The sequence below is a fragment of the Sphingomonas fuzhouensis genome (assembly GCF_034659795.1).
GTDB classification, from domain to species: domain Bacteria; phylum Pseudomonadota; class Alphaproteobacteria; order Sphingomonadales; family Sphingomonadaceae; genus Sphingomonas; species Sphingomonas fuzhouensis.
In genome coordinates this window covers 669,493-694,147 of record NZ_JAXSQY010000001.1, presented here as the reverse complement: position 1 = coordinate 694,147, position 24,655 = coordinate 669,493, and the positions used below count along the sequence as shown (strand labels likewise).

Here is a 24,655-nt window from a genome sequence, read left to right as displayed (position 1 = left end):
GCCCGGATGCGTCCTTGGGCCAAAAGGAGCGACCGTCATTCTCTTACCCGTCCCCGAAGCGCAGGCGCGCCTGCTGTCACTGGCCAGCGAACGCCCCGTCGTCGAACGTCCTTTGCGCGAAGCCGCCGGACGCTGGGTGGCGCGCGACGTGGCTGCGCGGCGGACCCAGCCTGCGCACGACCTGTCGGCGATGGACGGCTATGCGATCCGGTTCGCAGACATGCCGGGGCCCTGGACCGTCATCGGCGAAAGCGCGGCGGGGCGGCCTTTCGGGGGCCGGGTCGAACCCGGCCAGGCGACTCGCATCTTTACCGGCGCGGCGCTGCCCGATGGCGCCGATACCGTGCTTGTGCAGGAAGAAGCCGCCCGCGACGGCACGATCTTGACGCTGGCGGGCGAAGGCCCCGCCCATCAGGGTCGCAATGTGCGGCGACGCGGCCTGGACTTTGCCGAGGGCGCGACGCTGATCGCCGCCGGACAGCGGCTGACCCCGGCGCGGATTGCGGTCGCGGCGACCGGCGGCCATGCCACGTTGCCCGTCCGTCCGCCCGTCCGCGTCGCGATCGCGGCGACTGGCGACGAGCTGGTGCCGCCGGGCAGCACCGATCCGACCGCGCTGCCCGAATCGAACGGCGTGATGCTGGCCGCGATGCTCGCCGATCTGCCGGTCGACATCATCGATCTGGGTATCCTTCCCGACAATCTGGATGCCTTGCGCGACGCCTTCGCCTCGGTCGAGGCGGACCTGCTGGTGACGACGGGCGGTGCGTCGGTCGGGGATCATGATCTCGTCCAGCCTGCGCTGAAGGCCGCCGGGGGCAGCGTCGATTTCTGGCGTATCGCACTTCGCCCCGGCAAACCGATGATGGCCGGGCGCCTGGGCGAGACGGTGGTGCTCAGCCTGCCAGGCAATCCGGTTTCCGCCTTCGTCACCGCAACGCTGTTCGTCCGTCCGCTGATCGCCCATATGGCGGGCGCGGCGGCCCCTTTCCCCGCGCCCGTCCCCGCCATTCTAGGCGAGGATTTGCCCGCCAACGGCCCGCGTATCGATTATCTCCGCGCCGCGATGATCGACGGGCGGGTCCATGCGGCGGCCATTCAGGACAGCTCGATGCTGCTGACGCTGGCGCGTTCGACCTGCCTCATTATCCGCCCGCCGTATGCTCCGGCCGCCGCGATCGGCGACTCGGCGGAAATCCTGATGCTCGCTTGACGCAAGCCAATACGTTCCATATAAGTTCCACGTCTGTTCTGGACGGAGGATCGCGATGCTCACCGCAAAGCAGCATGAGCTTGTCTGCTTCATCAACGACCGTTTGAAGGAAACCGGCGTCTCGCCCTCCTTCGAGGAGATGAAGGAGGCGCTGGACCTCAAGTCCAAGTCGGGCGTCCACCGCCTGATCTCCGCGCTGGAGGAGCGCAACTTCATCCGCCGCCTGCCCAATCGCGCCCGCGCGCTGGAGGTCTTGCGGATGCCCGACCGGCCCGAAAAGCCGGTCGCGGCCGAACCGGGGCCGGGCAATGTTCGTACTCCCGCCACGCGTCCGGCGATCGAGCCCGCCAATGACGTGGTCGAAATCCCGCTGCACGGCCGGATCGCCGCCGGTGTCCCGATCGAGGCGTTCGAGGGCAGTTCGATGCTCGCCGTCCCCGCTGCGCTGCTGGGCTCGGGGGAGCATTATGCGCTGGAGGTGTCGGGCGATTCGATGGTCGAGGCGGGTATCCTCGACGGCGACTATGCCCTGATCCGCCGCACCGATGTCGCGCGCGACGGCCAGATCGTGGTCGCGCTGATCGACGATAGTGAGGCGACGCTGAAATATTTCCGACGCGAAGGCTCGATGGTCCGCCTCGACCCCGCCAACCGGGCTTATGATCCGCAACGCTATGCGCCGGCGCAGGTGCGGGTGCAGGGTAAATTGTCGGGAATCCTCCGCCGCTACGAATGATGGCGGATGGCGGGGGCCGGGCGGTCTCTCCGTCGCCTTGGATCGAGTGAGGGGCCCGACATGGCGTGGGTCGTTCCCCTTTCCGCTCTGCGACGGATCGTTGCCGAACCTATTACATCGTCCCGGCGGAGGCCGGGACCCAGTTGGGGTAAGGCTGGTAATTCCTTCCGATCGACCTGTTACTGGAGCTCCGCCTTCGTCGGGGTGGAGCATGGTGGAAGCTTGGCGGAGGGCATTACCCGCCACACCCTAACGGCGAGTAGCTTTCTCTCCTGTCGATGTATCCAATCGTAAGACGCGATAAGCAGATTGGGTTCAGCCAGAATAAGTTCAGCGGATTCGCGTGCGGCATCGAGCATCGATACGAGACTGCTCCGTCAGCGCCCTTTGCCGGAAGGCATATAGGCCCAAGGATGCCGATCCCCCGGCTCACGCGTCGTCCGAACGTCAGGTGGGTTTAGCCGGATCGAAACGCCCCCGGTATTCCGCAGGGTCGACGGATCGAGTTTCAACCAACGCGGGCGACAGGCGGGCGGAAGACGCCGGTCGGCAACCACGATATCGACCCGCCTGCATAGTGCGACCAGCGCGTCCCACGGCACGGGATAACCACTGCGCGTGGCCGCGATCCGCCAGGTCCGGCCGTCCCGCACGATGTCCGTCACGCACATATCTTGCCCGCATCGGGCGCGGGGCTGATTGGCCAGCACAAGCGGCTCGGCCTTGCTCCCGCCCAGTTCGGATAGGGTGGTGCGCATATAATCCCCTGCCCGGTCGCGGAGCAGCGCCATGCCCTGGTCCGTCGCGATGGCGGCATGGCGGCCGTCGCCGGTCACGATCAGGTCCGGCGCGGGAGCAGCGAGCATGACCGCGATCCCTGCGGCGAGCGCTGGCGCACCCAGCCATCGATACCGCGTCCGCCACAGCGCGATCCACACGCCCCCGACCACGCTCACGCCAAAGGCCCATCCGGGCGCGACAGGCAAGGCGACGACCGATCCCGGCATGGCCGACACATGGTGCGCCAGCGCCAGCAGCAACCCGATCGCCCTGCCGAGCAGCCACCAGAAAGGCCCACCCAGCCCCAGGGGGTCGAGCAACAGCGCGATCATCTCCAACGGCATCGCGACGAAGGTCGTCCATGGAATGGCGACGATATTGGCCAGCGCGCCGTAAAGTCCGGCCTTGTGGAAGTGGTAGACGGCGATCGGCATAAGCGCCGCCTCCACCACCAATCCCGTCACCAGCAGCGCACCCAGATGCCGTGCCGCCGTCACGCGCCAGTCGGGATGCGGCCCCAGCGCGCGCCGGACCGCCGGGTGATCGTGCAGCGCCACGATGGCGGTGATCGCGGCAAAGGACAGTTGAAAGCTCGCACCGACCAGCGCCTCGGGCCGAAACACCAGGACGATGAGCGCGCCCGCCGCGACCAGTCGCAAGGTCATCGCCTCGCGTCCCAGCGCCAGCGCGGTCAGGACCAGCATCGCCGCGACGCAGGACCGGATCGTCGGCACCTCCGCCCCCGTCAGCCACGTATAGCCGATCGCCGCCAAAGCGCCCGCCGCCGCGCCCACCAGCGGCAAGCGAACCCGCAACGCCAGCCCCGGCCACAGCGCCAGCAGCCGGATGGTCAAGGTCATCGCGATCCCGACGACCGCCGTGATATGCAGCCCACTGACCGACAGCAGATGCGCCAGCCCTGCGCGACGCATCGCCTCCGCATCGCTTTCGGCGATCGCACCGACATCGCCGGTCGCCAGCGCCGCCGCGATCCCGCCTTCGCTTCCGTCAAGTCGCGTCGTGATCCGCTGCGACAGGCGCCGACGCAGCCCCTCGTCCGCCCCCGCACCGCGCAACATGACGACGGGTGCAAAGCCACGCCCGGTCGCTCCGATCCCCTGGAACCAGGCCGCACGCGCGAAATCATAGCCGCCCGGCGCAACCGGTCCTGCGGGCGGCATCAGTCGGGCACGCACCCGAATTTCGGCGCCTGGCCCCAGCCCGATCGGGGCATCCTGCTCCGCCAGCGACACCCGGATGCGCGGCGGCAAGGCGACGTCCCGCCCCCGCCCGTCCCACGCCGTTAAGGGGTGCAGCATCAGGCGCACGATCTGCCGTGCGGCCAGCCGGTCGACACCCTCCACCCGCGCGACCATCTCCGCCATCATCGGCCGGGCGAGCACGGGCGCCCGCACCGACTCGGCGCGAGCCCAGGCGAGCAGCACACCCGCCAGCATCACCAACGCCGCGACACCCACCCCCCGCATGACCCGTCCGCCATCGGACAGCGTCACTGCCGCCACGCCGATCGCGGCGCACCATAGCGCCGTCGCGACCCAGGCTCTCGGATCGGGCAGCACGAACCACGCCGCGATCCCCGTCCCCAGCATCACCGGCGTCCACAGCGGCATCTGGTTGCGCTCCGCCTCGGCCCAGCGCTCCAATTGGATCAGGCGCGGCATTTGGCGGCGCGGGCGCATGGTGCTAGGGGCTGCGGCGGCTGAATGGGCCATCGGATTTCATGATTGGGAGTATGCGCGGTTGAGCGCAACAGATGATATCGCCGCCAACGGGATCGTGACCCGTTTCGCGCCCTCGCCGACCGGCTTCCTCCATATCGGCGGCGCGCGCACCGCGCTGTTCAACTGGCTGTTCGCGCACGCGAATGGCGGCAAGTTCCTGCTGCGCATCGAGGATACCGACCGCGTCCGCTCGACCCAGCCCGCGATCGACGCGATCCTGGACGGCATGCGCTGGCTGGGCCTGGATTGGGACGGTGACGCGGTGTTCCAGTTCGCCCGCGCCGACCGCCATGCCGAGGTCGCGCAGGAGATGATGGCGCGCGGCCACGCCTATCGCTGCTATATGACGCAGGACGAGATCGCCGCCCAGCGCGAGGCCGCGCAGGCCGCCAAGCAACCCTTGCGCATCCGCTCGCCCTGGCGCGACGCCGATCCCGCCACGGCGCCCGAGGGTCAGCCCTTCGTCGTCCGCCTGCGTGCACCGCGTGAAGGCTCGGTCACAATCGAGGACCGGGTGCAGGGCAGCGTCACCGTCCAGAATGCCGAACTCGACGACCTCGTCCTGCTCCGCTCGGACGGCACGCCGACCTATATGCTGGCCGTGGTGGTCGACGACCATGACATGGGCGTGACCCATGTCATTCGCGGCGACGATCACCTGAACAACGCCTTCCGCCAGTTGCCGATCTACAAGGCGATGGGCTGGGCCGAGCCGATCTACGCGCACATCCCGCTGATCCACGGATCGGACGGCGCCAAGCTGTCCAAGCGCCACGGCGCGGTCGGCATCGAGGCGTATCGCGACGAAATGGGTATCCTGCCCGAAGCGCTCGACAATTACCTCCTCCGCCTCGGCTGGGGTCATGGCGATGCCGAGATCATTTCGCGCGAAGAGGCGGTGAAGTGGTTCGACCTGACGGCCGTCGGCAAGGCCCCTTCGCGCTTCGACCTCAAGAAGCTCGAAAACCTCAACGGCCATTATATCCGCGAGGCCGATGACGCGCGGCTCGCCGATCTGGTGGCCAAGCGGATGGGTGTCGAGGACGTCGCGCTGCTGACCGCCGCCATGCCGTCGCTAAAGCCGCGCGCGGCGAATTTGAACGAATTGGCCGACGGCGCGCGGTTCCTTTTTGCGACCCGTCCGTTGAGCCTGGACGATGCCGCCACCGGCCTTCTCGACGAAAAGGCACGGGGCATTCTCGTTTCCGTTCACACCGCGCTTGACGCGGTGCACAACTGGGATACGGAGCTTTTGGAAGACGCGGTACGCAAAGTGGCCGAAGCCGAGGGCGTGAAGCTCGGCCAGGTCGCCCAGCCGCTCCGCGCCGCCTTGACCGGACGCAAGACGTCTCCGGGGATCTTCGACGTGCTCAGCCTGTTGGGCCGCGAGGAAAGCCTGGGTCGGATCGCGGACCAGATGACCGCAGATAGGAAGGATCATTGAGTATGAGCGACACCGCGAAATTCGACATCGGCGGCAAGGGCTTTGACTATCCGGTCATGTCGGGCTCGATCGGCCCCGACGTGGTCGACATCCGCAAGCTCTATGCGCAGACCGGCGCCTTCACCTATGATCCCGGCTTCACCTCGACCGCGTCGTGCCAGTCGAAGCTGACCTATATCGACGGCGACGAAGGCGTGCTGCTCCACCGCGGCTATGCGATCGGCGATCTGGCCGAGAATAGCAGCTTCATGGAAGTCGCCTATCTGCTGCTGAACGGCGAGCTGCCCAACCAGGACGAGCTGTCGGGCTTCACCACCACGATCACGCGCCACACCATGGTGCATGAGCAGCTGGCGGCGTTCTTCCGCGGTTTCCGTCGCGACGCGCACCCGATGGCGATCATGTGCGGCGTCGTCGGTGCGCTGTCGGCCTTTTATCACGACTCGACCGACATCCATGACCCGGTGCAGCGCACCATCGCGTCGCACCGCCTGATCGCCAAGATCCCGACGATCGCGGCAATGGCGTACAAGTACAGCGTCGGCCAGCCCTTCCTGTACCCGGACAATTCGCTGTCCTACACCGGCAACTTCCTGCGCATGACCTTCGGCGTTCCGGCCGAGGCCTATGAGGTGAACCCGGCCGTCGAAAAGGCGATGGACCGCATCTTCATCCTGCACGCCGATCACGAGCAGAATGCCTCGACCTCGACCGTCCGTCTGGCGGGCTCGTCGGGCGCGAACCCGTTCGCCTGCATCGCGGCGGGCATCGCCTGTCTGTGGGGTCCGGCGCATGGCGGCGCGAACGAGGCCGCGCTCAACATGCTGCGCGAGATCGGCACGCCGGAGCGTATCCCTGAGTTCATCGCGCGCGCCAAGGACAAGAACGATCCGTTCCGCCTGATGGGCTTCGGTCACCGCGTCTACAAGAATTACGATCCGCGCGCGACCGTGATGCAGAAGACCGTGCGCGAAGTGTTCGACGCGCTGAAGGTCAACGATCCGCTGTTCGAGACGGCGCTGCGCCTCGAAGAGATCGCGCTCAACGACCCGTATTTCATCGAGAAGAAGCTGTTCCCGAACGTCGACTTCTATTCGGGCGTGATCCTGTCGGCGATCGGCTTCCCGACCGAGATGTTCACGGTGCTGTTCGCCCTCGCCCGCACCGTCGGCTGGGTCGCGCAGTGGAACGAGATGATCACCGATCCCGACCAGAAGATCGGCCGTCCGCGTCAGCTCTACACTGGCCCGACGCAGCGTGCCTATGTTCCGGTCGAGCAGCGCTAAGCCGTGAACCGGGTCCGGCCGATCCTGATCGCCATCGGCGTCATGCTGGCGCTGACGGGGGGATTATGGATCGGCCAGGGCCTGGGATATATCCACTGGCCCGAACAGAGCTTCATGCTCGGTCAGGGCGAATGGGCCGATCGCGGCGCGTTCGTCGCGGTGGCGGGACTGGCGCTGATCCTGATCGCGCGGCGGCTTCCCCGGCGGCGCTGAACGGTTCAGGGCGGAAATTGGGAAGAAGGGCTCCTTCGGGGGCCCTTTTTTTATCGAGCGCGCAGGCGGAAAAGGAAGGTCGCACCTTCGCCGGGCACGCTTTCGACCCCCAGTTCGCCACCCATCGCGCGCGCGAGACGACGGGCGATATACAGGCCCAGGCCATTGCCGCCGGGCTCGCTGGGGTCGACGCGTTCGAACTTCTCGAAGATGCGCAGTTGGTCCTCGGGTGCGATGCCCTTGCCGTGATCGGTAACGCTGACCAGCGCCCATTCGCCGTCGCGCTCGGCGGTGACGATCACCTCGCCCCCCCGCGGGGAATAGCGGATCGCATTGCCGATCAGGTTGATGAGGATCTGAAGACAGCGGCCGAAATCGCCGATGGCGGGCAGGCCCTCGGCCATGCCGGGACGGCGGATGCCGACCCCGGCGGCGTCGGCACGGACCCCGAGCAGCCCGGCGGCACGGCGCGCGACATCGGCCAGGTCGATCGGCGTGGCGGCCAGGCGAAAATCGGGTTGCTCGATCGCCTGCAACTCGACCAGATTGTCGACCAGCCCGATCAGATGCCGCCCGGCATGGGCGATGTCATTGGCATAATCCGCATATTCCGCCGCGATCGGCCCGTCGCTGCGCGCGGCGATGCTGTCGGCATTGGCGACGATCCGCGCCAGCGGCGTGCGCAGCGCGCGGTCGAGCCCAGCGGTGAACGTCTCGGTTAGCGGCGAGCCGCCGGGGTGCAGCGCAACATCCTCGTCCCCCTCGCCCGGCTCGTCGATCAGATAGGTCGCGCCGACCAGCCCGGCGATACCGCCCATGCCGTCATGCCGGATCGCCGCCGACAGCCGTACCGGCGCATCGGTCGGCCGCAACCGCGCGCCCCGGCCATCGAGCGGCGCGCTATCGTCCAGCAAGGCGGCCGCGCCCGTATCGAACGCGAACAGCGCGTTGAGCGGCCGCCCCAGCATCGCCTGTCCGTCGAACCCATGGCGCGCACCCGCGCCCGGCGACAGAAAGGTCAGGCGAAGCGCCGCATCGGTTTCCCAGCGGAAATCGGCCCCCATCGCGGCATAATCGGGCGGCGTCGCGCCCGGCTTCCAGGCGGCACGGTCACGCCAGCCGCTGACGCTCAGACGTATCTGCCCCGTTTCGGGCCGGGCCTGCACCCACAGGTCCAGATCGCCCTCATCATCGGCGACCACCACCTGGCGCGACACCGCAATGCCCAGCCGCCGGGCAAGCCGCGCGATCCGGGCGATAGGGGCGACTGCCAGGCAATCACCGACCCCGCCGCCCGCGCGCATGTGCAACAGCTCGATCGGGGGATCGGCCGACAGGATATGGTCGCCCGAATCCAGGATCGCGCGCGCCACCATCGATTCGCCGGGACTGTCCATCGAGGTCATCGCTGGTCAGAACCTTCCAGACGCGCCATCGCCTCCCGAAAAGGTTCGGGCAGCGTCAGCGATGCGATGGCCCGGCGCGCCTCTGCGGCGGGAATGGCCATGATCGCGTCCAGAGCCTCCGCAAAGGCCTCCACGTCGCGGCGGCCATCGGCTTCGCATAGTGACAGGCCGATTCGCGCGATCGTCGCACGATCCTGCTCCAGCGCCCGCAAGGCCAGCCACAATCGGTCGCCTTCGGGCTCCAACACGATCTCGCGCACCAGGCCATGCTCGATGCCCAGCGCATGGGTAAGAAGCGCGACGAACACGCCCAGTTGCCGATCGGACAGGCTTTCGAGCAGCAGATCGGGCAGTTCGGCCGCCCGCGCGTCGATCGCCGCCGCCAGCCGCAATACCGCTGCGCCTGGCCGCTCGGCCTCGTCCTGCGCCGCGATCACCCGCTCGGCCGCCTGCGCCAGCGCGCCGTCCCAGGCCGGCTCGTCGCCGTCCCGCAGCGCCGCCGCCACCGTCCAGATCAACCGGTCCTGAAGACGCATCGGCAGCGACACCGCCTCATCCGCATCGCGTGCGCGGGCTTCGGCCGCCAGCACCGCCCGCGCGGCCGCGGCCACGATCCGATCGGGGGCTTCGGTCAGGCGGACGAGCAGGCTGGGCGCGTCGCCCGCCAGGGTTTCGATCGGCAGCGCGTGGGCGATCAGTTCCTGCCGAACCTGCGCGACCAGTTCCTCGACCAGCGCGGGCTCGGCCAGCGCATCGGCGCGGCGCAGACGTTCGATCACCTGTTCGGGGGTGGGGCGCAGAGACACTTCGCCTTGCGGTGCGACTCGCTCCGCCTGATGCAGCAGATCGCACATCGCCGTCTCGACCAGTTTCTTCAGCCGCGCCGTAACCGCGAAGCGAACCTGATCGGTCAGCCGCGAATCATCGTCCAGCCGCAGGTCGAGCACCGCCCCCCGCCCCCGTGCCGCACTGCGCGCACGCGCGGCGGCAACGCGGGCAGATAGCCGCGCGCCATGCCATTCGGAGGCGTGAAGTGGGTCCGGTTCGACCGCCATCCGAAACCGCTAACCGCTTTGATGTTAAAGCGACACTAAACTTGGGACCGCAATGTCTCGATTGCGGACGCCAAAGTGACGATGGCATAGACGCTCGCCAAAGCCAGCCCCCAGGAGGACAGGCCGACCAGCGCCGCCGGGAAAATCACCAGCAGATAGGCGGGCGGACTGGCCCACCAGCGTCGCCGGAACCGGTACAGCCCGGCGCGCTCCGCCAATATACCCAGGATAATCAGCATCAACGCCAGAACCGGCGCGATATCCTCGCCCGACAGCCGATAATCCTGCCAGCCGACCGCCGCGACGGCGAGCCCGGCCAGCGCGGCGATCGCCGCCGATCCGACTCGCGCCGTGCCCTGCTCGTCGCGAAGCCCCGCCAGCGTCTCACCCAGCCCCAGGCCCAGCGTCCCCATGATCGCGACGATCAGCCCGAAGGCGGGCAGACCGAACAGGATCAGCACCAGCCCCAACAGGCCCAGTCCGGCTCCGACGCCGCCCGCGACATGGGCGGGGACGGCCCGTTCGACTAGACGCGGCAGCGCCAATCGCGCAATGGGTGCCAGGATATAACGGTCGAACCAGCTCCGCCGCCCCGACACCAGCCGCGCGACCACCGCGCGTCCGCGCGCTTCCAGCGCCTCGGCCCGGTGGACGATGCCATGGCCCGCCTTTTCGGCATCGGCGGGCAGCAGGATATGCGTCGCCCGTGCCTGCGCCGCGAGGCGGAGCAAGGTCGATTGCAGGTCATAATCGCGAGGCAGCCCGGCGACTTCGGCGACCCGGCGCGGATCGAGCCGCGCGACGCCCGCCCATGCCATCTGCCCGCCGACCCGCTCCAGCCCGGCTTCGGCCTCCGCCTCGGGCAGGACGATCAGCGCGTCATGCCCCGCCTCGCGCAGCACCAGCGCGATCGTATCCTCGGTGGTGATGAGGCCATCGGCCAACACCAGCAGGCGCGACAGGGGATGGAGCTTTTCCGCCGCCTCGACCGCGCTGCGCACCGTGTCGACCACCACGCCGCGCTGGGCGATTCGGGCGATCGCGCCGAGCAGCTCGGGGGTCAGCCGGGCGACCACGATGATGATCTGCGCTGCGCCCGCCGCGATCAGCAGGCGTGCCTGATACTCGATCAGGGTGACACCCGCGAACGGCAAGGTGGCCGTCAACCGCCCGGGGCGGTCGTCGGCGTCGTCAATCGCAAAGAGAAGACCGGACAGCATCGCGTGCTGTTAGGCGCTTGGCGCGCGCCATGCCAGCCCCGAGCCCCATGCCGGGCTCACCGGGTCACAGCCGGGCGACGAGTTCCCCGATCCGGTCGAGGATCACGGCATCGGGACCGTCACGCTCGGCCGCCTGCCCTGCCAGGGTCATCAACGGCAACGCGTTGACGCTGGCGGCCAGCCCCTTCAGTCGAAGCGCCGCTTCCCGCCATTCGCCTTCGTTCTCGGCGGCGTGCATCGCCTCCATCGCGCGGGTCACGCTCTCGACAAAGGCACGGCGAAGATCCTGGATGACCGCCGGTTCGTCACCCGCCACGGCCGCCAAGGCAGAATCGATCGTTCCATGCTCATAGGTCATCCCCCCCCCTTAAACCCGAAGCGCGACGACACGGAATAGCGCAATTCGCTTTCTGCCGCTGGCAAACGTGATAAACCGGCCCATTGTGACACGGGGGCCCAGATGATCGTGGATTTGCGCGCGGAGCGTCAGGACAGGTCGGACATGCCGAACGCGGAACCGGATATGGTGGACTATGCCCCCCTGCCCCCGGCCGATGACGATGCGCCCGCCTTCTCCGCCACGTCCAGCCCCTGGCTCGACGACATGGCCGCCCCGGTCGAAGAGGCACCGCCGGCACGCTGGCCGTTGATCGTGGCGATCATCGGCGCCGTCTTATGGATCGTTGCAGTGCTGGCATGGGGCCTGGCCACGACGGCGTCGCTTTCGGCGGTGACGCTGGCGCCGCTCGTCACCCTGGCGCTGGCCGGGCCGATGCTGATCGCGATCCTCTGGCTGGTCGGACAGCGCAGCAGCCGCGCCGAGCAACGCCGCTTCGCGCTGACCGCGCGGGACATGCGCGTTGAGGCGGCGGCGCTGGAACGCGCGGTCGCCGCGATCGGACAGGCGCTGGCCGCCAACCGCTCCGAATTGTCGGCCCAGGCGATCGCGCTGTCCGAAATGGCGCAGGCCGCCGAGACGCGCTTCAACACCATCGCCCGCGATCTGGCCGACGATATCCAGATGGTCGAGGCGCATGGCCGTACCCTGGCCGAGATTGCCGGGACCAGCCAGGCGAGCCTGACCCAGCTACTCGACGCGCTTCCCCGCGCGGCCGACGAGGTGGGCGAGGCGAGCGACCGGATGGCGGAGGCCGCACGCTCGGCGGAGAGCCATGCGTCCGCACTCGACGCACAACTCGTGGCGCTCGGGCGGCGCGGCCAGGATGCCGACACGATCGCCAGCGGTGCAACGCTCCGCCTGGCCACGCATATCGAACAGATGGAGGCGACCAGCCGCACCGCCAGCGCGCATCTGGAAAATGTCACCGCCAATGTCGCGACGACCATCGACGCGTTGCTCGACCGTACCGCCGAGGCGATCGACCAGTCGCGCAAGGGTATTGCCGCCCAGGGCGAGGCGATGCTGGCGATGGTCGCGGCGAACCAGGCCGCGCTCGACAGCGCTGCCCGGGACAGTGCCGACGCGCTGGCCGAGCGGCTGACGACCGTCGACGGCGCGGTCGCCCGGCTGACCGCCGAACTGGAGGCGCAGCGGATCGCAGGCGAGACGGTGATCGACACGCTCGATACCGAATTGGAACGGGTCGAGACGCGAATCGCGGTGCTTCATAGCCAGGGCACGGAAAAATCGCAGATGCTCGCCGCCTCGATCAGCGCCTTGGGCGGATCGGCGGACGCGATGACCGGCGCGCTGGAAGCGGGCGAGGCCATGGCCAACCGGGTCATCGGCACGACCGAAACCCTGCTGATCGCACTCGACGCCGCGGCGCGCGAGATCGACGAGACATTGCCCGAGGCGCTGGATCGCCTGGACACGCGGATGCAGGCCAGCCACGAAGTGGTGGTCGAAACCAAGCCCGAGCTGCTGGCACTCGTCGCGGCGGCCGAAAGCACGCACGAGGCGATCGAAGCCATCGCCGACGTCATCGCCGAGCAGCGCCAGACGCTGGAAACGCTGTCGGGCTCGCTGATCGAGACGCTGTCGACCGGCCGCGCCAAGGCCGATGCGCTGGGCATGATGGTCGAAGAGACGATCGACCGTTCGCACCAATTCGCCGACGAGGCCGCGCCCAAGCTGGTCGATGCCCTCCTGCGCGTTCGCGAGACGGCCGCGACGGCGGCAGAACAGGCGCGCGAGACGCTGGCCGAGGTCATTCCGCAAGCCGCATTGGCGCTCGAACGCGCCAGTGCCGAGGCGATGCGCCGCGCAACCGGCGACACGGTCGAGCGGCAGGTCCATGCGATCGTCGACGCCACGCAGGGCGCGGTCGAGGCCGCCACCCGCGCGACCGAACGCCTCGCACGGCAGGCCGACCTGATCGCGGAGAAGACCGCGATCGTCGAAAGCCGGATCGAGGAAGCCCGGAGCGAGCGCGAGGACGCCGACCGCGACAATTTCGCCCGCCGCGCCTCGCTGCTGGTCGAATCGCTCAACTCCGCCTCGATCGACATCACCAAAATCTATGCGCCCGAAGTCACCGACAGCGCCTGGGCGGCCTATCTAAAGGGGGATCGCGGCGTCTTCACGCGGCGGGCCGTGCGTATCCTCGACTCGCATCAGGCGCGCGACATCGCCGATCTCTATGATTCGGACGCCAAGTTCCGCGACCATGTGAACCGCTACATCCATGATTTCGAAGCGATGCTGCGCGGCGTGCTGGCCCAGCGGGACGGATCGCCGCTGGGCGTGACGCTGTTGTCGTCGGACATGGGCAAGCTCTATGTCGCGCTGGCCCAGGCGATCGAGCGGCTGCGGTAACAGCCATTCCGGCCTTCGGATTTTGAAGGGCGGTTGCGCAGGCCGTTCACCCCTTCAACGCATAGACCCGCAGCCGATGCCCATCCGGATCGAGCGCGACGAAGCTGCGCCCGAACGGACGGTCGCTCGGTGGCATCAGGATGGTCACGCCCTGCGCCACCCAATCGGCATGACAGGCATCGACGCCATCATGGCTCTGTTTGAAGCCGATCTCGATGCTGTCGGTCACGCCGGTCGCGGGCGGATCGATCCGGTCGCGGCGCCACAGGCCGAGCGCGTTGCCCGGCGATAGTGCAAACAGGACAAAGTCCTGGTCCGCGCTGACGGGCTCGCTTTCGAGAATGCGACGATAAAATTCGGCACTGGCGAGCGGATCGGCGACGTGCAGCAAAATGGTCGTGGTCGGGCAGGTCATGAAAAGCTCCTTCGTTGAAGAGGAGCCCTGGCTATCCGACCGCCGCGTCAGTTTCCGTCAGCAGGAAACGCTCCTGCGGAATACCCTCGGCCTCGCGCCATTCGCGCAGCAGCACCGCGCGGCGACGCGGGTAACGCTCGGCCAGGGTGCGAGCGGTGACGATCCGATCGATGCGGAACGTCCGGTACGCGCCGCGCAATTCGCACCACCCCAGCAGCATATCCGCGCGGTCGAACAGGGCCATCGCGATCGGCCAGATGATCCGCTCGGACGCCTGCCCTTGCACATCGCGATAGAGGAGCGACAGGCGGCGCTCCGCCCGGATCGCGGCGCGCAAAGGGGCCGGATCGACGTTCGCCGCATAAGGCTCGGCGCGTGAGGCGATGAACAGCGCCGTGTCGCGCATCGCATCGGCCTGTTCAGGCGTCATCGCGCGCATGATCCGCGCGGCGGCACTGCGCGCCGCCTGCCCCATCGCCGGGTCCGCCCGCTCGGCCACCCAGCGCGCGCCGAGGACCAGCGCCTCGACCTCCTCGACCGGAAAGCGCAGCGGCGGCAGCATGAAGCCGGGTTTCAGCCGATAGCCGACTCCCGCCCCGCCCTCGACATCCGCGCCCATCGCCTGAAGCGTCGCGATATCGCGGTAGAGGGTGCGCAGCGAAATGCCGAGTTGCTCGGCCAGATGCCGCCCGGAGACGACGCCACTTTGGCGATGGAGCAGATGGAGTAGATCGAACAGGCGGGACGCACGCGCCATGTCAGGCGCGCCCGCTCACTCCGCTCCAGTCGAGCATGTCGGCGGTGATCCAGCCGTTGACGTAATTCAGATAGAAAAGGCCGAACATCACCGTCGCGACGATCGTCGTGCGCAGGAAGAAACGCCCGATCAGAAAGACGTGCGGCGCGCTCTCGGCGGTGCCGGGAATATGCTGCCCCCCCACCTCGTGCGTGGTCCTGACCCCGAAGGGCAGGACCAGGAACACGGCGAGGAACCAGAACAGGACGTAGATCGCAAGGGCCGACGTCCAGTGCATGGTCTTATCCCTCGATCAGCAGGACGTCGACGATCGGCTTCTTGCCGGTCCAGCGGGTCGCCACCTTGCGCACCGACAGGCGGATATCCTCGCGCAGCTTGTCGGTCGCACGGCGCGGGCCGTCGACCGCCTTGGCCGCGGCGGCCACCGCCTCGGCGATGAAGGCATCGCGCTCGTCCTCGACCGGCACGCCCTGCACGCGGACCTGCGGGCTACCGACCAGCCGCCCCTTGGCGACCGCGACGCCGACCGAGATCTGGCCATTGATCGCCAGCTTGCGCCGCTCGTTCATCGTCGATCCGTCCGACGGCAGGATGACGTCGCCGTCCAGCACCAGCCGCCCGACCGGCGCCTGACCGATCTTGGTGGCGTTGCCCGGCAGCAGGCGGACGATATCGCCGTCCGACTGAACCAGCGTCTGCGGCACGCCCTGCGTCGTGGCGAAGCGGGCATGCTCCATCATGTGCCGCATCTCGCCATGCACGGGCATCAGCGTGCGCGGGCGAAGCCATTTGTACATCTGCGCCAGTTCGGGCTGGCCGGGATGGCCCGAGACATGGACATGCGCCTGACGCTCGGTGACCATGCGGACGCCCTTGCCCGCCAGGATATTCTGGATACGGCCGACCGCCGTCTCATTGCCCGGAATCTGGCGCGCCGAGAAGATCACGGTATCACCGGTGTCGAGCCGGATCGTGTGGCTGCCCTCGGCGATGCGCGACAGCGCCGCGCGCGGCTCGCCCTGCCCGCCGGTCGCCACGATCAGGACGCGGTCCTTGGGCAGGCGCATCGCGGTTTCGGGATCGACCGTCTCCGGGAAGCCCTTAAAGTAACCGCAGGCCTTGCCGACCTTCAAAATCCGGTCGAGCGAACGGCCGGTGACGCACAGCTTGCGCCCCGTCTCCTTGGCGACTTCGCCCAGCGTCACCAGACGCGCGGCGTTGGAAGCAAAGGTGGTGACGACCACCCGCCCCTTGGCCTTGGCGACCGTCTCGGCGATGCCGGGGCGGACGCTGGCTTCCGAGCCCGAAGCCTCGGTGTTGAAGGCGTTGGTCGAATCGCACACCAGAATGTCGACACCGCGATCGCCGATCGACGACAGCTGCGCAGGGCTGGCGGGCTTGCCGATAACCGGGGTCTGGTCGAGCTTCCAATCGCCGGTATGGAAGACACGGCCGACCGCCGTTTCGATCAGCAGCGCATTGGCTTCGGGAATGGAGTGCGACAGCGGGACGAAGGTGAAGTCGAACGGGCCGACCTCGAACGCCTTGCCCGCTTCCATCACGCGCAGCTTGACGCGATTGGCGCTGCCCTCTTCCTCCAGCTTGCCGCGGACGAGGCCCGCGGTAAAGGCGGTGGCATAGATCGGCACGCCCAGGTCTTCGGCCAGATAGGGCAGCGCGCCGATATGGTCTTCATGACCATGGGTCAGCACGATGCCGACCAGATCGTCTAGCCGATCCTCGATGAAGCTGAGGTCGGGCAGAATCACGTCGATGCCGGGATAGGCCGGATCGGCGAAGGTGATGCCGCAATCGACCATCACCCACTTACCATCGGTGCCGTACAGGTTCACGTTCATGCCGATTTCGCCCGATCCACCGAGCGCGCAGAACAGCAATTCTTTCTTGGGAGTCATTCACTTCCTGACAATAGACGCCCACCCCGCTGAAAGCGGGTTCGGGGCGATAGGGGTGCGCCGGTCAGGGCGCGGTCATTTCTTCGCGGCTCATGCGCCCTGCGGCATCTCGCGGGCGGCACGATCCGAAACTCGTCACCTGATATGGGCGCGTTCCCACAGGATCGCCAGTCCCTGAATGGTCAGATCGGGCTCGATATGATCGAATACGTCAGTATGCGGCGACAAAAGCGCCGCCAGGCCGCCGGTCGCGAGCACCTTCACCGGCCGCCCGACCTGCGCCTTCAACCGCGCGACCAATCCTTCGATCATCGCGACATAGCCCCAGAAAATGCCGATATGCATCTGGTCGACCGTGTTGCGGCCGATCACGCTGCGGCTCTCGGGCGCCTCGATCGCAATGCGGGGCAGCTTGGCGGCGGCGGTCACCAGCGCGTCGAGCGACAGGTTGATGCCCGGCGCGATGATCCCGCCCTTGTACGCGCCCTGATAGTCGCTGATGTCGAAGGTCGTCGCGGTGCCGAAATCGATGGTGATGAGGTCGCCGGGATAGAGTTCGTGCGCGGCGATCGTGTTGACCGCGCGGTCCGCGCCCAGCGAGGCGGGCTCGTCGACATCAATGGCGATCCCCCACTCCACCGGCGCGCGTCCGGCGATCAGCGGATCGACCTTGAAATATTTCTGCGCCAGCACCTGCAGATTGTGGAGCGCACGCGGCACGACCGTCGCGATGATGACGCCGGTCACATCCTCGCGCGCATAGCCTTCCAGCGCCAGCAACTGGCTAAGCCACACCGCATATTCGTCACCCGTGCGGCGCGGATCGGTCGCGATGCGCCAGCGGCCCTTGATCGTCCGCCCCTCGAGCAGCGCGAAGACCACGTTCGTGTTCCCGGCATCGATCGCAAGCAGCATGATGGTTCCTCAGACCAGGAAGATGTCGCCGGCATGGATGACATGGGCCGAGCCATCCGCCAAGCCGAGCCGCAGCGCGCCGTCGCTTGCCAGCCCTTCAAAGCTGCCCGTCAGGACCTGTCCATCGGGCAACCGCGCCGTCAATGCGGTGCCACGCGGATGCGCACGGGCCTCCCAGCGCCGGGTAATCGCGGCCAATCCCTGCTCGCGCCAGACGGCGAGCCAGCGGATCATGGCTTCGGCGAGCAGCGCCTGCATCGCCGCGGGCGCGACATCGACGCCATGATCGACCAGCGCGGTCGTAGCGCGGTCGGGTAGCTGCGGGGCCGACGCCAGGTTGATCCCCATGCCGATGATGACCGCATCGCCGGTGCGCTCCAACAAGATACCCGACAGCTTCGCGCCGTCGATCAGCAGGTCGTTGGGCCATTTCAGGCTCAACCGAGCGCCAATCTCGGGAAGCCAGGCGCGAACCGCGTCTTCGATCGCCACTGCTGCAACCAGCGCCAAAGTGGCCGCCATCGGATCGCCCGGTCGCAACCGCACAAGGGTCGACCCGTAAAAATTGCCCGAAGGCGAGGACCAGTCCCGTCCCTGGCGTCCGCGCCCCGCCATCTGGCGGTCGGCGCGGAGCCAAAGGCCTTCTTCGCCGCCTGCCTCGGCAAGCTGGCGAAGATCGGCATTGGTCGATCCCGTTTCAGGGACGTGCAGCAATCGGCTCAGAACAGCGCCCGAGCAGCCGCCAGCGACCAAGCGCCAAGCAGCGGGATCGCCAGATAGCCGACCGGTGAGACGAACAACGCCGACAAGGCGATCAGGCCGTTCTCGACCGGCTGCGCATCGCCGTTATCCCACGCACCGACCGGCTCGTCGAAGAACATCGTCTTGATGATGCGCAGATAATAATAAGCACCGATCACCGAGGCGACGACACCGATCACCGCCAGCGGGAACAGGCCCGCCGCGACCGCCGCATTGAACACCGCGAACTTGGCATAGAAGCCGAGCAGCGGCGGAATGCCCGCGACCGAGAACATGAAGAACGCCATCGCCCAAGCCAGCGCCGGACGCGTGCGCGACAGGCCCGACAGGCTGGCGATCGACTCCAGCGGATTGCCGTTCTCATCCCGCATGCGGATGACGATCAGGAACGCGCCCAGCGTCATGATGACGTAGATGGTCAGGTAGGTCAGCACCGCCGCGACGCCCTGCGCCGTGCCCGCCGCCAGACCGATCAGGGCAAAGCCGACATTGTTGATCGAGGAGTAGGCCAGCAGCCGCTTGATGTTGGTCTGCCCGATCGCCGCGACCGCACCCAGGATAATCGAGGCCAGGGCGGCGAAGGTCACGATCTGCTGCCACTGCTGCACGGCCGAGCCCATCGCCTCGACGGCGACGCGGATCGCCAGCGCCATCGCCGCGACCTTGGGAGCCGAGGCAAAGAAGGCCGTGACCGGGGTCGGCGCGCCTTCATAGACGTCCGGAGTCCACATGTGGAACGGCACCGCCGACATCTTGAACGCCAGGCCCGCGAACACGAATACCAGGCCGAACATCAAACCCAGCGAGCGTGTGCCCATCGCCGCATCGCGACCATAAGCGCCCGCGATCTGCGCGAAATCGGTCGAACCGGAGAAGCCATAGACCAGCGAGATGCCGTAGAGCAGGATGCCCGAGGCCAATGCGCCAAGGACGAAATACTTCAGGCCCGCTTCGGCCGAACGACCATCACGCCGCATGAAGCTGGCCAGCACATAGGCCGACAGGCTCTGCAGTTCGAGACCGACATAGAGGGTCAGCAGGTCACCCGCCGACACCATCATACCCATGCCAACCGACGAGAGCAGCATCAGGATGGGATATTCGGGCCGCAGATCCTCACCCGGCGAACGGGCGAAGAAGCGCGGCGCCATGATGATCGCCACCGCGGTCGCCAGATAGATCAGCACCTTGGCAAAGCCCGCAAAGGCATCCGCCCGGTACAGCCCGCCAAAAGCGAGACCGCCGGTAGTAGCAGGCCCGGCCAGCGCGACCATCGCCCCCGCCAGCACGAACACCGCCGCGATTGAGATGCCGCGTGTGGCGTTGGTCCCGCCCCAGGCAGCGACGAGCATCAGCGCGATCGCGCCGAGGGTCAGCACCAACTCGGGCAGGACCATCAAGAGGTTCAACGAATAGCTCATCAGTGCGCCTCCCCGTGCGCAGCTTGGTGCTCAGGGGCATGGGTGGTCACAAGGGCAGGCTTGCCAGCGGTCGGGCGGCTGTCCGAACCGGGGTTCGCCCGGTCGATCCGCTGAAGCAAGATCGCCACGTCCTTGCGCATCGGCGCCAGGAAGCTCTCCGGGTACACGCCCATCCACAGCGTCACCGCAGCGATCGGGGCCAGCAGCCACAGCTCGCGATGCGACAGGTCAGGCATCGCCGCCACCTCGTCCGACTTGATCTCGCCATACGCGACGCGCCGGTAGAGATAGAGCATGTACGCCGCACCCAGGATGATGCCGGTGGTGCAAAGCAGCGCGGTCCAGGTCGACACCTGATAGGTGCCCATCAGCGACAGGAACTCGGCAACGAAGCCGCTGGTGCCCGGCAGACCGATCGACGCCATGGTGAAGAACAGGAACAGCACGGCATATTTCGGCATGTTGATCGACAGGCCACCGTACCGCGCGATCTCGCGGGTATGCAGCCGGTCATAGATAACGCCGACGCACAGGAACAGCGCGCCCGACACCAGACCATGGCTGAGCATCATGATCATCGCGCCCTCAATGCCCTGCTGGTTGAAGGCATAGAGGCCGATGGTCACGATCGCCATGTGCGCGACCGACGAATAGGCGATCAGCTTCTTCATGTCGGACTGCACCAGCGCGACCAGCGAGGCATAGATCACCGCCACCGCCGACAGCGCGAAGATCAGCCAGGTCAGCTGTCCGCTCGCCTCCGGGAACATCGGCAGCAGGAAGCGGATGAAACCATAACCGCCGAGCTTCAGCAGAACGCCCGCCAGGATGACCGAACCCGCCGTCGGCGCCTGCACATGCGCGTCGGGAAGCCAGGTGTGGACCGGCCACATCGGCATCTTCACCGCGAACGAGGCAAAGAACGCGAACCAAAGCCACATCTGGACCGAGACCGGGAAGTCATAGGCCAGCAGCGCCGGGATCGAGGTCGTGCCCGCCGTGCGCGCCATATAGAGCATCGCGACGAACATGAGGAGCGAGCCGAGCAGCGTGTACAGGAAGAACTTGTACGACGCGTAGATGCGGTTCGCCCCGCCCCAGATGCCGATGATCAGATACATCGGGATCAGGCCGGCTTCGAAGAAGACGTAGAAGAGGAACAGGTCCTGCGCCGCGAAGGTGCCGATCATCAGCACTTCGGTAAACAGGAACAGGCCCATATATTCCGGGACCCGCTTGTCGATCGCGCGCCAGCTGGCGCCGATGCAGATCGGCATCAGGAACACGCTGAGCATGATCAGCAGCAGTGCGAAGCCATCGATGCCGAGCGACCAGCCGAACGGGCCGAAGATGCCGGGGGCATGCTCGACAAACTGCCACTGGGCGCCGCCCACGTCGAAATTCATCCAGAGCACGATGCCCAGTACGAAATCGACCAGCGTGGCGGCGAGCGCGAGCATACGCGCGCCGTTGGCGTTGAGGAAAAGGCAGGCGATCGCGGCAACAGCCGGGACCGCCAGCATGACGGAGAGGATCGGGAAGCCCTGCATCACGCGATCAACCCAAAATGGCCCAGGTGACGGCCGCGGTCAGGCCGATCAACATGACGAACGCATAGCTGTAGAGGTATCCCGTCTGGAAGCGCGCCGCACCCTTGCTGCCGAGCTGGACGAGCCAGGCGACACCATTGGGACCGAAGCGGTCGATCGTCTTCTCGTCGCCACGGTGCCACAGGAACCGGCCGATCGCGAAGGCGGGGCGCACGAAGAGGAAATGGTAGATCTCGTCGAAATACCATTTGTTGAGGAGGAAGCGGTACAGGATGCGGAACTGGTCCGCAAACTTGGCCGGGAACTCCGGTGCACGGATATAGGTCAGATACGCGGTCACGAACCCGATCAGCATCACGATCGTCGCCGACAGCTTCGCCCACACCGGAATGCCGTGCATCGCATGCATCAGGTGTTCGTTGAAGAAGATCGCACCCTTCCAGTACGTCTCACCCGCCTCGGGCGAGACGAACCAGGGCTGGAAGACGAAACCCGCCGCGATCGCGCCGATCGACAGGATGATCAGCGGGATCAGCATGACCAGCGGGCTCTCATGCGGATGATAGCCGCCGGTGCCTTCCGGCAGATCGGTATGCGCCGCGCCGTGAACGCTCGGCTCGTCACCGGCATCCTCGGCATGCGCGACATTGTGATGCGCCTCGTCATGATGATGCGCGTCATGGGCGTGCGCGTGATCGTCATGACCGTGGCCATGAGCGTCATGCAACGCGTGCTGGATATGCTCCGACGCGGCCCAGCGCGGCTTGCCCCAGAAGGTCAGGAACATCAGGCGCCACGAATAGAAGCTGGTCAGCAGCGCCGCGATCACACCCGCCCAGAACGCAAAGGGCGAACCCGCCGCATAGGCCACTTCGATGATTGCGTCCTTCGAGTGGTAACCGGCAAAGCCGCCCACTTCGTAGATACCAACGCCGGTGATCGCCAGCGTGCCCATCATCATGCCCCAGAAGGTTACGGGGATGTGGCGACGCAGACCACCATAATAGCGCATGTCCTGCTCGTGATGCATCGCATGGATCACCGAGCCCGCACCCAGGAACAACAGCGCCTTGAAGAAAGCGTGGGTGAACAGATGGAACATCGCCGCGCCATAGGCGCCGACGCCTGCCGCGAAGAACATGTAACCGAGCTGCGAACAGGTCGAATAGGCGATGACGCGCTTGATGTCGGTCTGCACCGTGCCGATCGTCGCGGCGAAGAAGCAGGTGCAGGCACCCACCACCGTCACCACCGTCATGGCGGTCGGCGAGGTTTCGAACATCGGCGACAGGCGACACACCATGAACACGCCCGCGGTCACCATCGTCGCCGCGTGGATCAGCGCCGACACAGGGGTCGGGCCTTCCATCGCGTCCGGCAACCAGGTGTGGAGGCCCAGCTGCGCCGACTTGCCCATCGCGCCGACGAACAGCAGCAGGCAGAGCACGGTCATCGTGTCGAACCGGTGGCCCAGGAAGCCGATGGTCGAACCCGTCATGCCGGGCGCCGCCGCCAGGATCTCGGGGATCGAGACGGTCTTGAACACCAGGAAGGTGCCGAAGATGCCGAGCATGAAACCGAGGTCGCCGACGCGGTTGACGACGAACGCCTTGATCGCGGCCGCATTGGCCGAGGGCTTACGGAACCAGAAGCCGATCAGCAGGTAGGACGCAAGGCCCACCCCTTCCCAGCCGAAGAACATCTGGACCAGATTGTCCGCCGTCACGAGCATCAACATCGCGAAGGTGAAAAGGCAGAGATAGGCGAAGAAGCGCGGCTGATCCGGGTCCTCGCTCATATAGCCCCAGCTATAGAGGTGGACCAAGGCCGACACGCTGGTGATGACCACCAGCATGATCGCGGTCAGCGAGTCGACGCGCAGCGCCCAGTCGACCGACATATCGCCGCTGGTGATCCAGTGGAGCACTGGCGTCACGGTCGCGACGTTATGGCCCGACAGATAACCGATGAAGATCGGCCATGAGAGGGCACAGGAAATGAACAGCGCGCCGGTCGTGACGACCTTGGCGGGCACGTTCCCAATGGCCTTGTTGCCGAACCCCGCAATGGCGGCGGCCAGCAACGGCAGGAAGACGATAGCGAGGATCAACCCGATTACCCCTTCATCCGGTTGACATCGTCGACCGCGATGGTGCCGCGGCCACGGAAATAAATGACCAGGATCGCCAGACCGATCGCCGACTCACCGGCGGCCACGGTCAGGACAAACATGGCGAAGACCTGACCCACCAGATCCTGAAGCGCGGCCGAGAAGGCGACGAGGTTCAGGTTCACGGCGAGCAGGATGAGCTCGATCGCCATGAGGATGACGATCAGGTTCTTCCGATTGAGGAAGATACCCAGCACCCCCATGGTGAACAGGATCGCTGCAACGACCAGATAATGGACGAGACCGATCGTCACAGTTCCACCCCCTGCCCGATGGGCTGATTGATATTGCGGATCGCCTCATGCGGCTGACGCGCATTCTGCTTGGCGATGTTCTGCGGACGGACGCCGCCGCGCTTGCGATGCGTGAGCACGATCGCACCGATCATCGCGACGAGCAGGACCAGGCCGGCACCCTCGAAGATGAACAGATAGCGCGTGTACAGCAGATTGCCGATCGCCTGGATGTTGGACACTTCCGGCGCGATGGGCGCGGCACGCGCCGCCAGCTGCACGCCGCCGACGCTCCACGCCTGGAACGCGATGATGACCTCGGCCAGCAGGGCGACGGCAAGTGCCAGGCCCAGCGGCAGATAGCGCGCAAAGCCCGCCCGCATCGCCGCGACCTCGATATCGAGCATCATGACGACGAAGAGGAACAACACCGCGACCGCGCCCACATAGACGATGACGAGCAGCATCGCGATGAACTCGGCCCCGCACAGCACCATGAGGCCCGCGGCGTTGAAGAACGCCAGGATCAGCCACATGACCGAGTGCACCGGATTGCGCGACGCGATCGTAAGCCCTGCGGACACGATCACCACGGTCGCGAAAATATAGAAGGCGATAGCCTGTATCACTGCCTGTCAGGCC

The 24,655-nt window shown here is 66.8% G+C and carries 22 protein-coding genes; 6 read left to right on the top strand and 16 right to left on the bottom strand.

All coding sequences use genetic code 11. The annotated features are described in order from the left end of the window. Nucleotides 1-37: 37 nt before the first annotated feature. Nucleotides 38-1,213, top strand: a complete 1,176-nt coding sequence (locus U1H82_RS03270; protein WP_322963777.1) for a molybdopterin molybdotransferase MoeA — start codon at nt 38-40, stop codon at nt 1,211-1,213. A 55-nt stretch (nt 1,214-1,268) separates the two neighbouring features. Beyond that, nucleotides 1,269-1,949: a transcriptional repressor LexA gene (lexA, locus tag U1H82_RS03265; protein ID WP_322963491.1), complete on the top strand. Its 681-nt coding sequence runs from the start codon at nt 1,269-1,271 to the stop codon at nt 1,947-1,949. 377 nt (nt 1,950-2,326) lie between these two features. On the opposite strand, the gene U1H82_RS03260 is transcribed toward lexA, so the two are convergent. After that, nucleotides 2,327-4,411 (bottom strand): ComEC/Rec2 family competence protein, encoded by a 2,085-nt coding sequence (locus tag U1H82_RS03260; RefSeq protein ID WP_322963490.1) that lies wholly within the window; start codon nt 4,409-4,411, stop codon nt 2,327-2,329. Between the two features lie 79 nt (nt 4,412-4,490). Here U1H82_RS03260 and gltX point away from each other — a divergent pair, with 79 nt between their 5' ends. Genes gltX through U1H82_RS03245 form a run of 3 tightly spaced genes read left to right on the top strand, consistent with a single transcriptional unit; the run spans nt 4,491 to nt 7,414 of the window. Next, on the top strand, nt 4,491-5,915 hold the full coding sequence (gene gltX / locus U1H82_RS03255; RefSeq protein ID WP_322963489.1) for a glutamate--tRNA ligase: 1,425 nt from the start codon (nt 4,491-4,493) through the stop codon (nt 5,913-5,915). Nucleotides 5,916-5,917: 2 nt separating this feature from the next. After that, entirely contained in the window at nt 5,918-7,201 is a 1,284-nt protein-coding gene (locus U1H82_RS03250; RefSeq protein WP_322963488.1) for a citrate synthase, read from the top strand. Nucleotides 7,202-7,204: 3 nt separating this feature from the next. Then, nucleotides 7,205-7,414 carry a hypothetical protein gene (locus tag U1H82_RS03245; protein ID WP_322963487.1) on the top strand — a complete coding sequence of 70 codons (210 nt, stop codon included), beginning with the start codon at nt 7,205-7,207 and terminating at the stop codon, nt 7,412-7,414. A 50-nt stretch (nt 7,415-7,464) separates the two neighbouring features. Here U1H82_RS03245 and U1H82_RS03240 read toward each other — a convergent pair whose 3' ends face one another. From U1H82_RS03240 to U1H82_RS03225, 4 genes are all read right to left on the bottom strand, one after another. After that, complete coding sequence (locus U1H82_RS03240; RefSeq protein WP_322963486.1) at nt 7,465-8,811, bottom strand: sensor histidine kinase; 1,347 nt, start codon at nt 8,809-8,811, stop codon at nt 7,465-7,467. Between the two features lie 5 nt (nt 8,812-8,816). Then, entirely contained in the window at nt 8,817-9,875 is a 1,059-nt protein-coding gene (locus U1H82_RS03235; protein ID WP_322963485.1) for a hypothetical protein, read from the bottom strand. Nucleotides 9,876-9,910: 35 nt separating this feature from the next. Next, on the bottom strand, nt 9,911-11,095 hold the full coding sequence (locus U1H82_RS03230) for a hypothetical protein (RefSeq protein WP_322963484.1): 1,185 nt from the start codon (nt 11,093-11,095) through the stop codon (nt 9,911-9,913). A 64-nt stretch (nt 11,096-11,159) separates the two neighbouring features. After that, nucleotides 11,160-11,453, bottom strand: coding sequence for an Hpt domain-containing protein (locus tag U1H82_RS03225; protein ID WP_322963483.1), 294 nt, complete (start codon nt 11,451-11,453; stop codon nt 11,160-11,162). Between the two features lie 102 nt (nt 11,454-11,555). Here U1H82_RS03225 and U1H82_RS03220 point away from each other — a divergent pair, with 102 nt between their 5' ends. After that, on the top strand, nt 11,556-13,874 hold the full coding sequence (locus U1H82_RS03220) for a coiled-coil domain-containing protein (RefSeq protein ID WP_322963482.1): 2,319 nt from the start codon (nt 11,556-11,558) through the stop codon (nt 13,872-13,874). Between the two features lie 46 nt (nt 13,875-13,920). Here U1H82_RS03220 and U1H82_RS03215 read toward each other — a convergent pair whose 3' ends face one another. The 11 genes from U1H82_RS03215 to U1H82_RS03165 form a co-directional block, all read right to left on the bottom strand. Continuing rightward, nucleotides 13,921-14,289 (bottom strand): VOC family protein, encoded by a 369-nt coding sequence (locus tag U1H82_RS03215; RefSeq protein ID WP_322963481.1) that lies wholly within the window; start codon nt 14,287-14,289, stop codon nt 13,921-13,923. A 31-nt stretch (nt 14,290-14,320) separates the two neighbouring features. Next, nucleotides 14,321-15,046, bottom strand: coding sequence for a helix-turn-helix transcriptional regulator (locus U1H82_RS03210; protein ID WP_322963480.1), 726 nt, complete (start codon nt 15,044-15,046; stop codon nt 14,321-14,323). A gap of 1 nt (nt 15,047) precedes the next feature. Continuing rightward, nucleotides 15,048-15,323 carry a DUF1467 family protein gene (locus U1H82_RS03205; protein ID WP_322963479.1) on the bottom strand — a complete coding sequence of 92 codons (276 nt, stop codon included), beginning with the start codon at nt 15,321-15,323 and terminating at the stop codon, nt 15,048-15,050. Between the two features lie 4 nt (nt 15,324-15,327). After that, a complete protein-coding gene (locus U1H82_RS03200) occupies nt 15,328-16,962 on the bottom strand; it encodes a ribonuclease J (protein ID WP_322963478.1) in 1,635 nt (544 codons plus the stop codon). 135 nt (nt 16,963-17,097) lie between these two features. After that, complete coding sequence (locus tag U1H82_RS03195) at nt 17,098-17,877, bottom strand: type III pantothenate kinase (protein WP_322963477.1); 780 nt, start codon at nt 17,875-17,877, stop codon at nt 17,098-17,100. Between the two features lie 9 nt (nt 17,878-17,886). After that, nucleotides 17,887-18,591, bottom strand: a complete 705-nt coding sequence (locus tag U1H82_RS03190) for a biotin--[acetyl-CoA-carboxylase] ligase (RefSeq protein WP_322963476.1) — start codon at nt 18,589-18,591, stop codon at nt 17,887-17,889. 5 nt (nt 18,592-18,596) lie between these two features. Next, nucleotides 18,597-20,060 carry an NADH-quinone oxidoreductase subunit NuoN gene (gene nuoN / locus U1H82_RS03185; protein ID WP_322963475.1) on the bottom strand — a complete coding sequence of 488 codons (1,464 nt, stop codon included), beginning with the start codon at nt 20,058-20,060 and terminating at the stop codon, nt 18,597-18,599. Beyond that, nucleotides 20,060-21,610: an NADH-quinone oxidoreductase subunit M gene (locus U1H82_RS03180; protein WP_322963776.1), complete on the bottom strand. Its 1,551-nt coding sequence runs from the start codon at nt 21,608-21,610 to the stop codon at nt 20,060-20,062. The genes nuoN and U1H82_RS03180 overlap by 1 nt, the downstream gene beginning before the upstream one ends. Before the next feature lie 7 nt (nt 21,611-21,617). Next, complete coding sequence (gene nuoL, locus U1H82_RS03175) at nt 21,618-23,720, bottom strand: NADH-quinone oxidoreductase subunit L (RefSeq protein WP_375339482.1); 2,103 nt, start codon at nt 23,718-23,720, stop codon at nt 21,618-21,620. Between the two features lie 5 nt (nt 23,721-23,725). Beyond that, nucleotides 23,726-24,034, bottom strand: coding sequence for an NADH-quinone oxidoreductase subunit NuoK (nuoK, locus tag U1H82_RS03170; RefSeq protein WP_007404079.1), 309 nt, complete (start codon nt 24,032-24,034; stop codon nt 23,726-23,728). After that, nucleotides 24,031-24,642 carry an NADH-quinone oxidoreductase subunit J gene (locus U1H82_RS03165; RefSeq protein ID WP_007404217.1) on the bottom strand — a complete coding sequence of 204 codons (612 nt, stop codon included), beginning with the start codon at nt 24,640-24,642 and terminating at the stop codon, nt 24,031-24,033. Before U1H82_RS03165 ends, nuoK begins: the two co-directional genes overlap by 4 nt. Nucleotides 24,643-24,655: the final 13 nt, after the last annotated feature.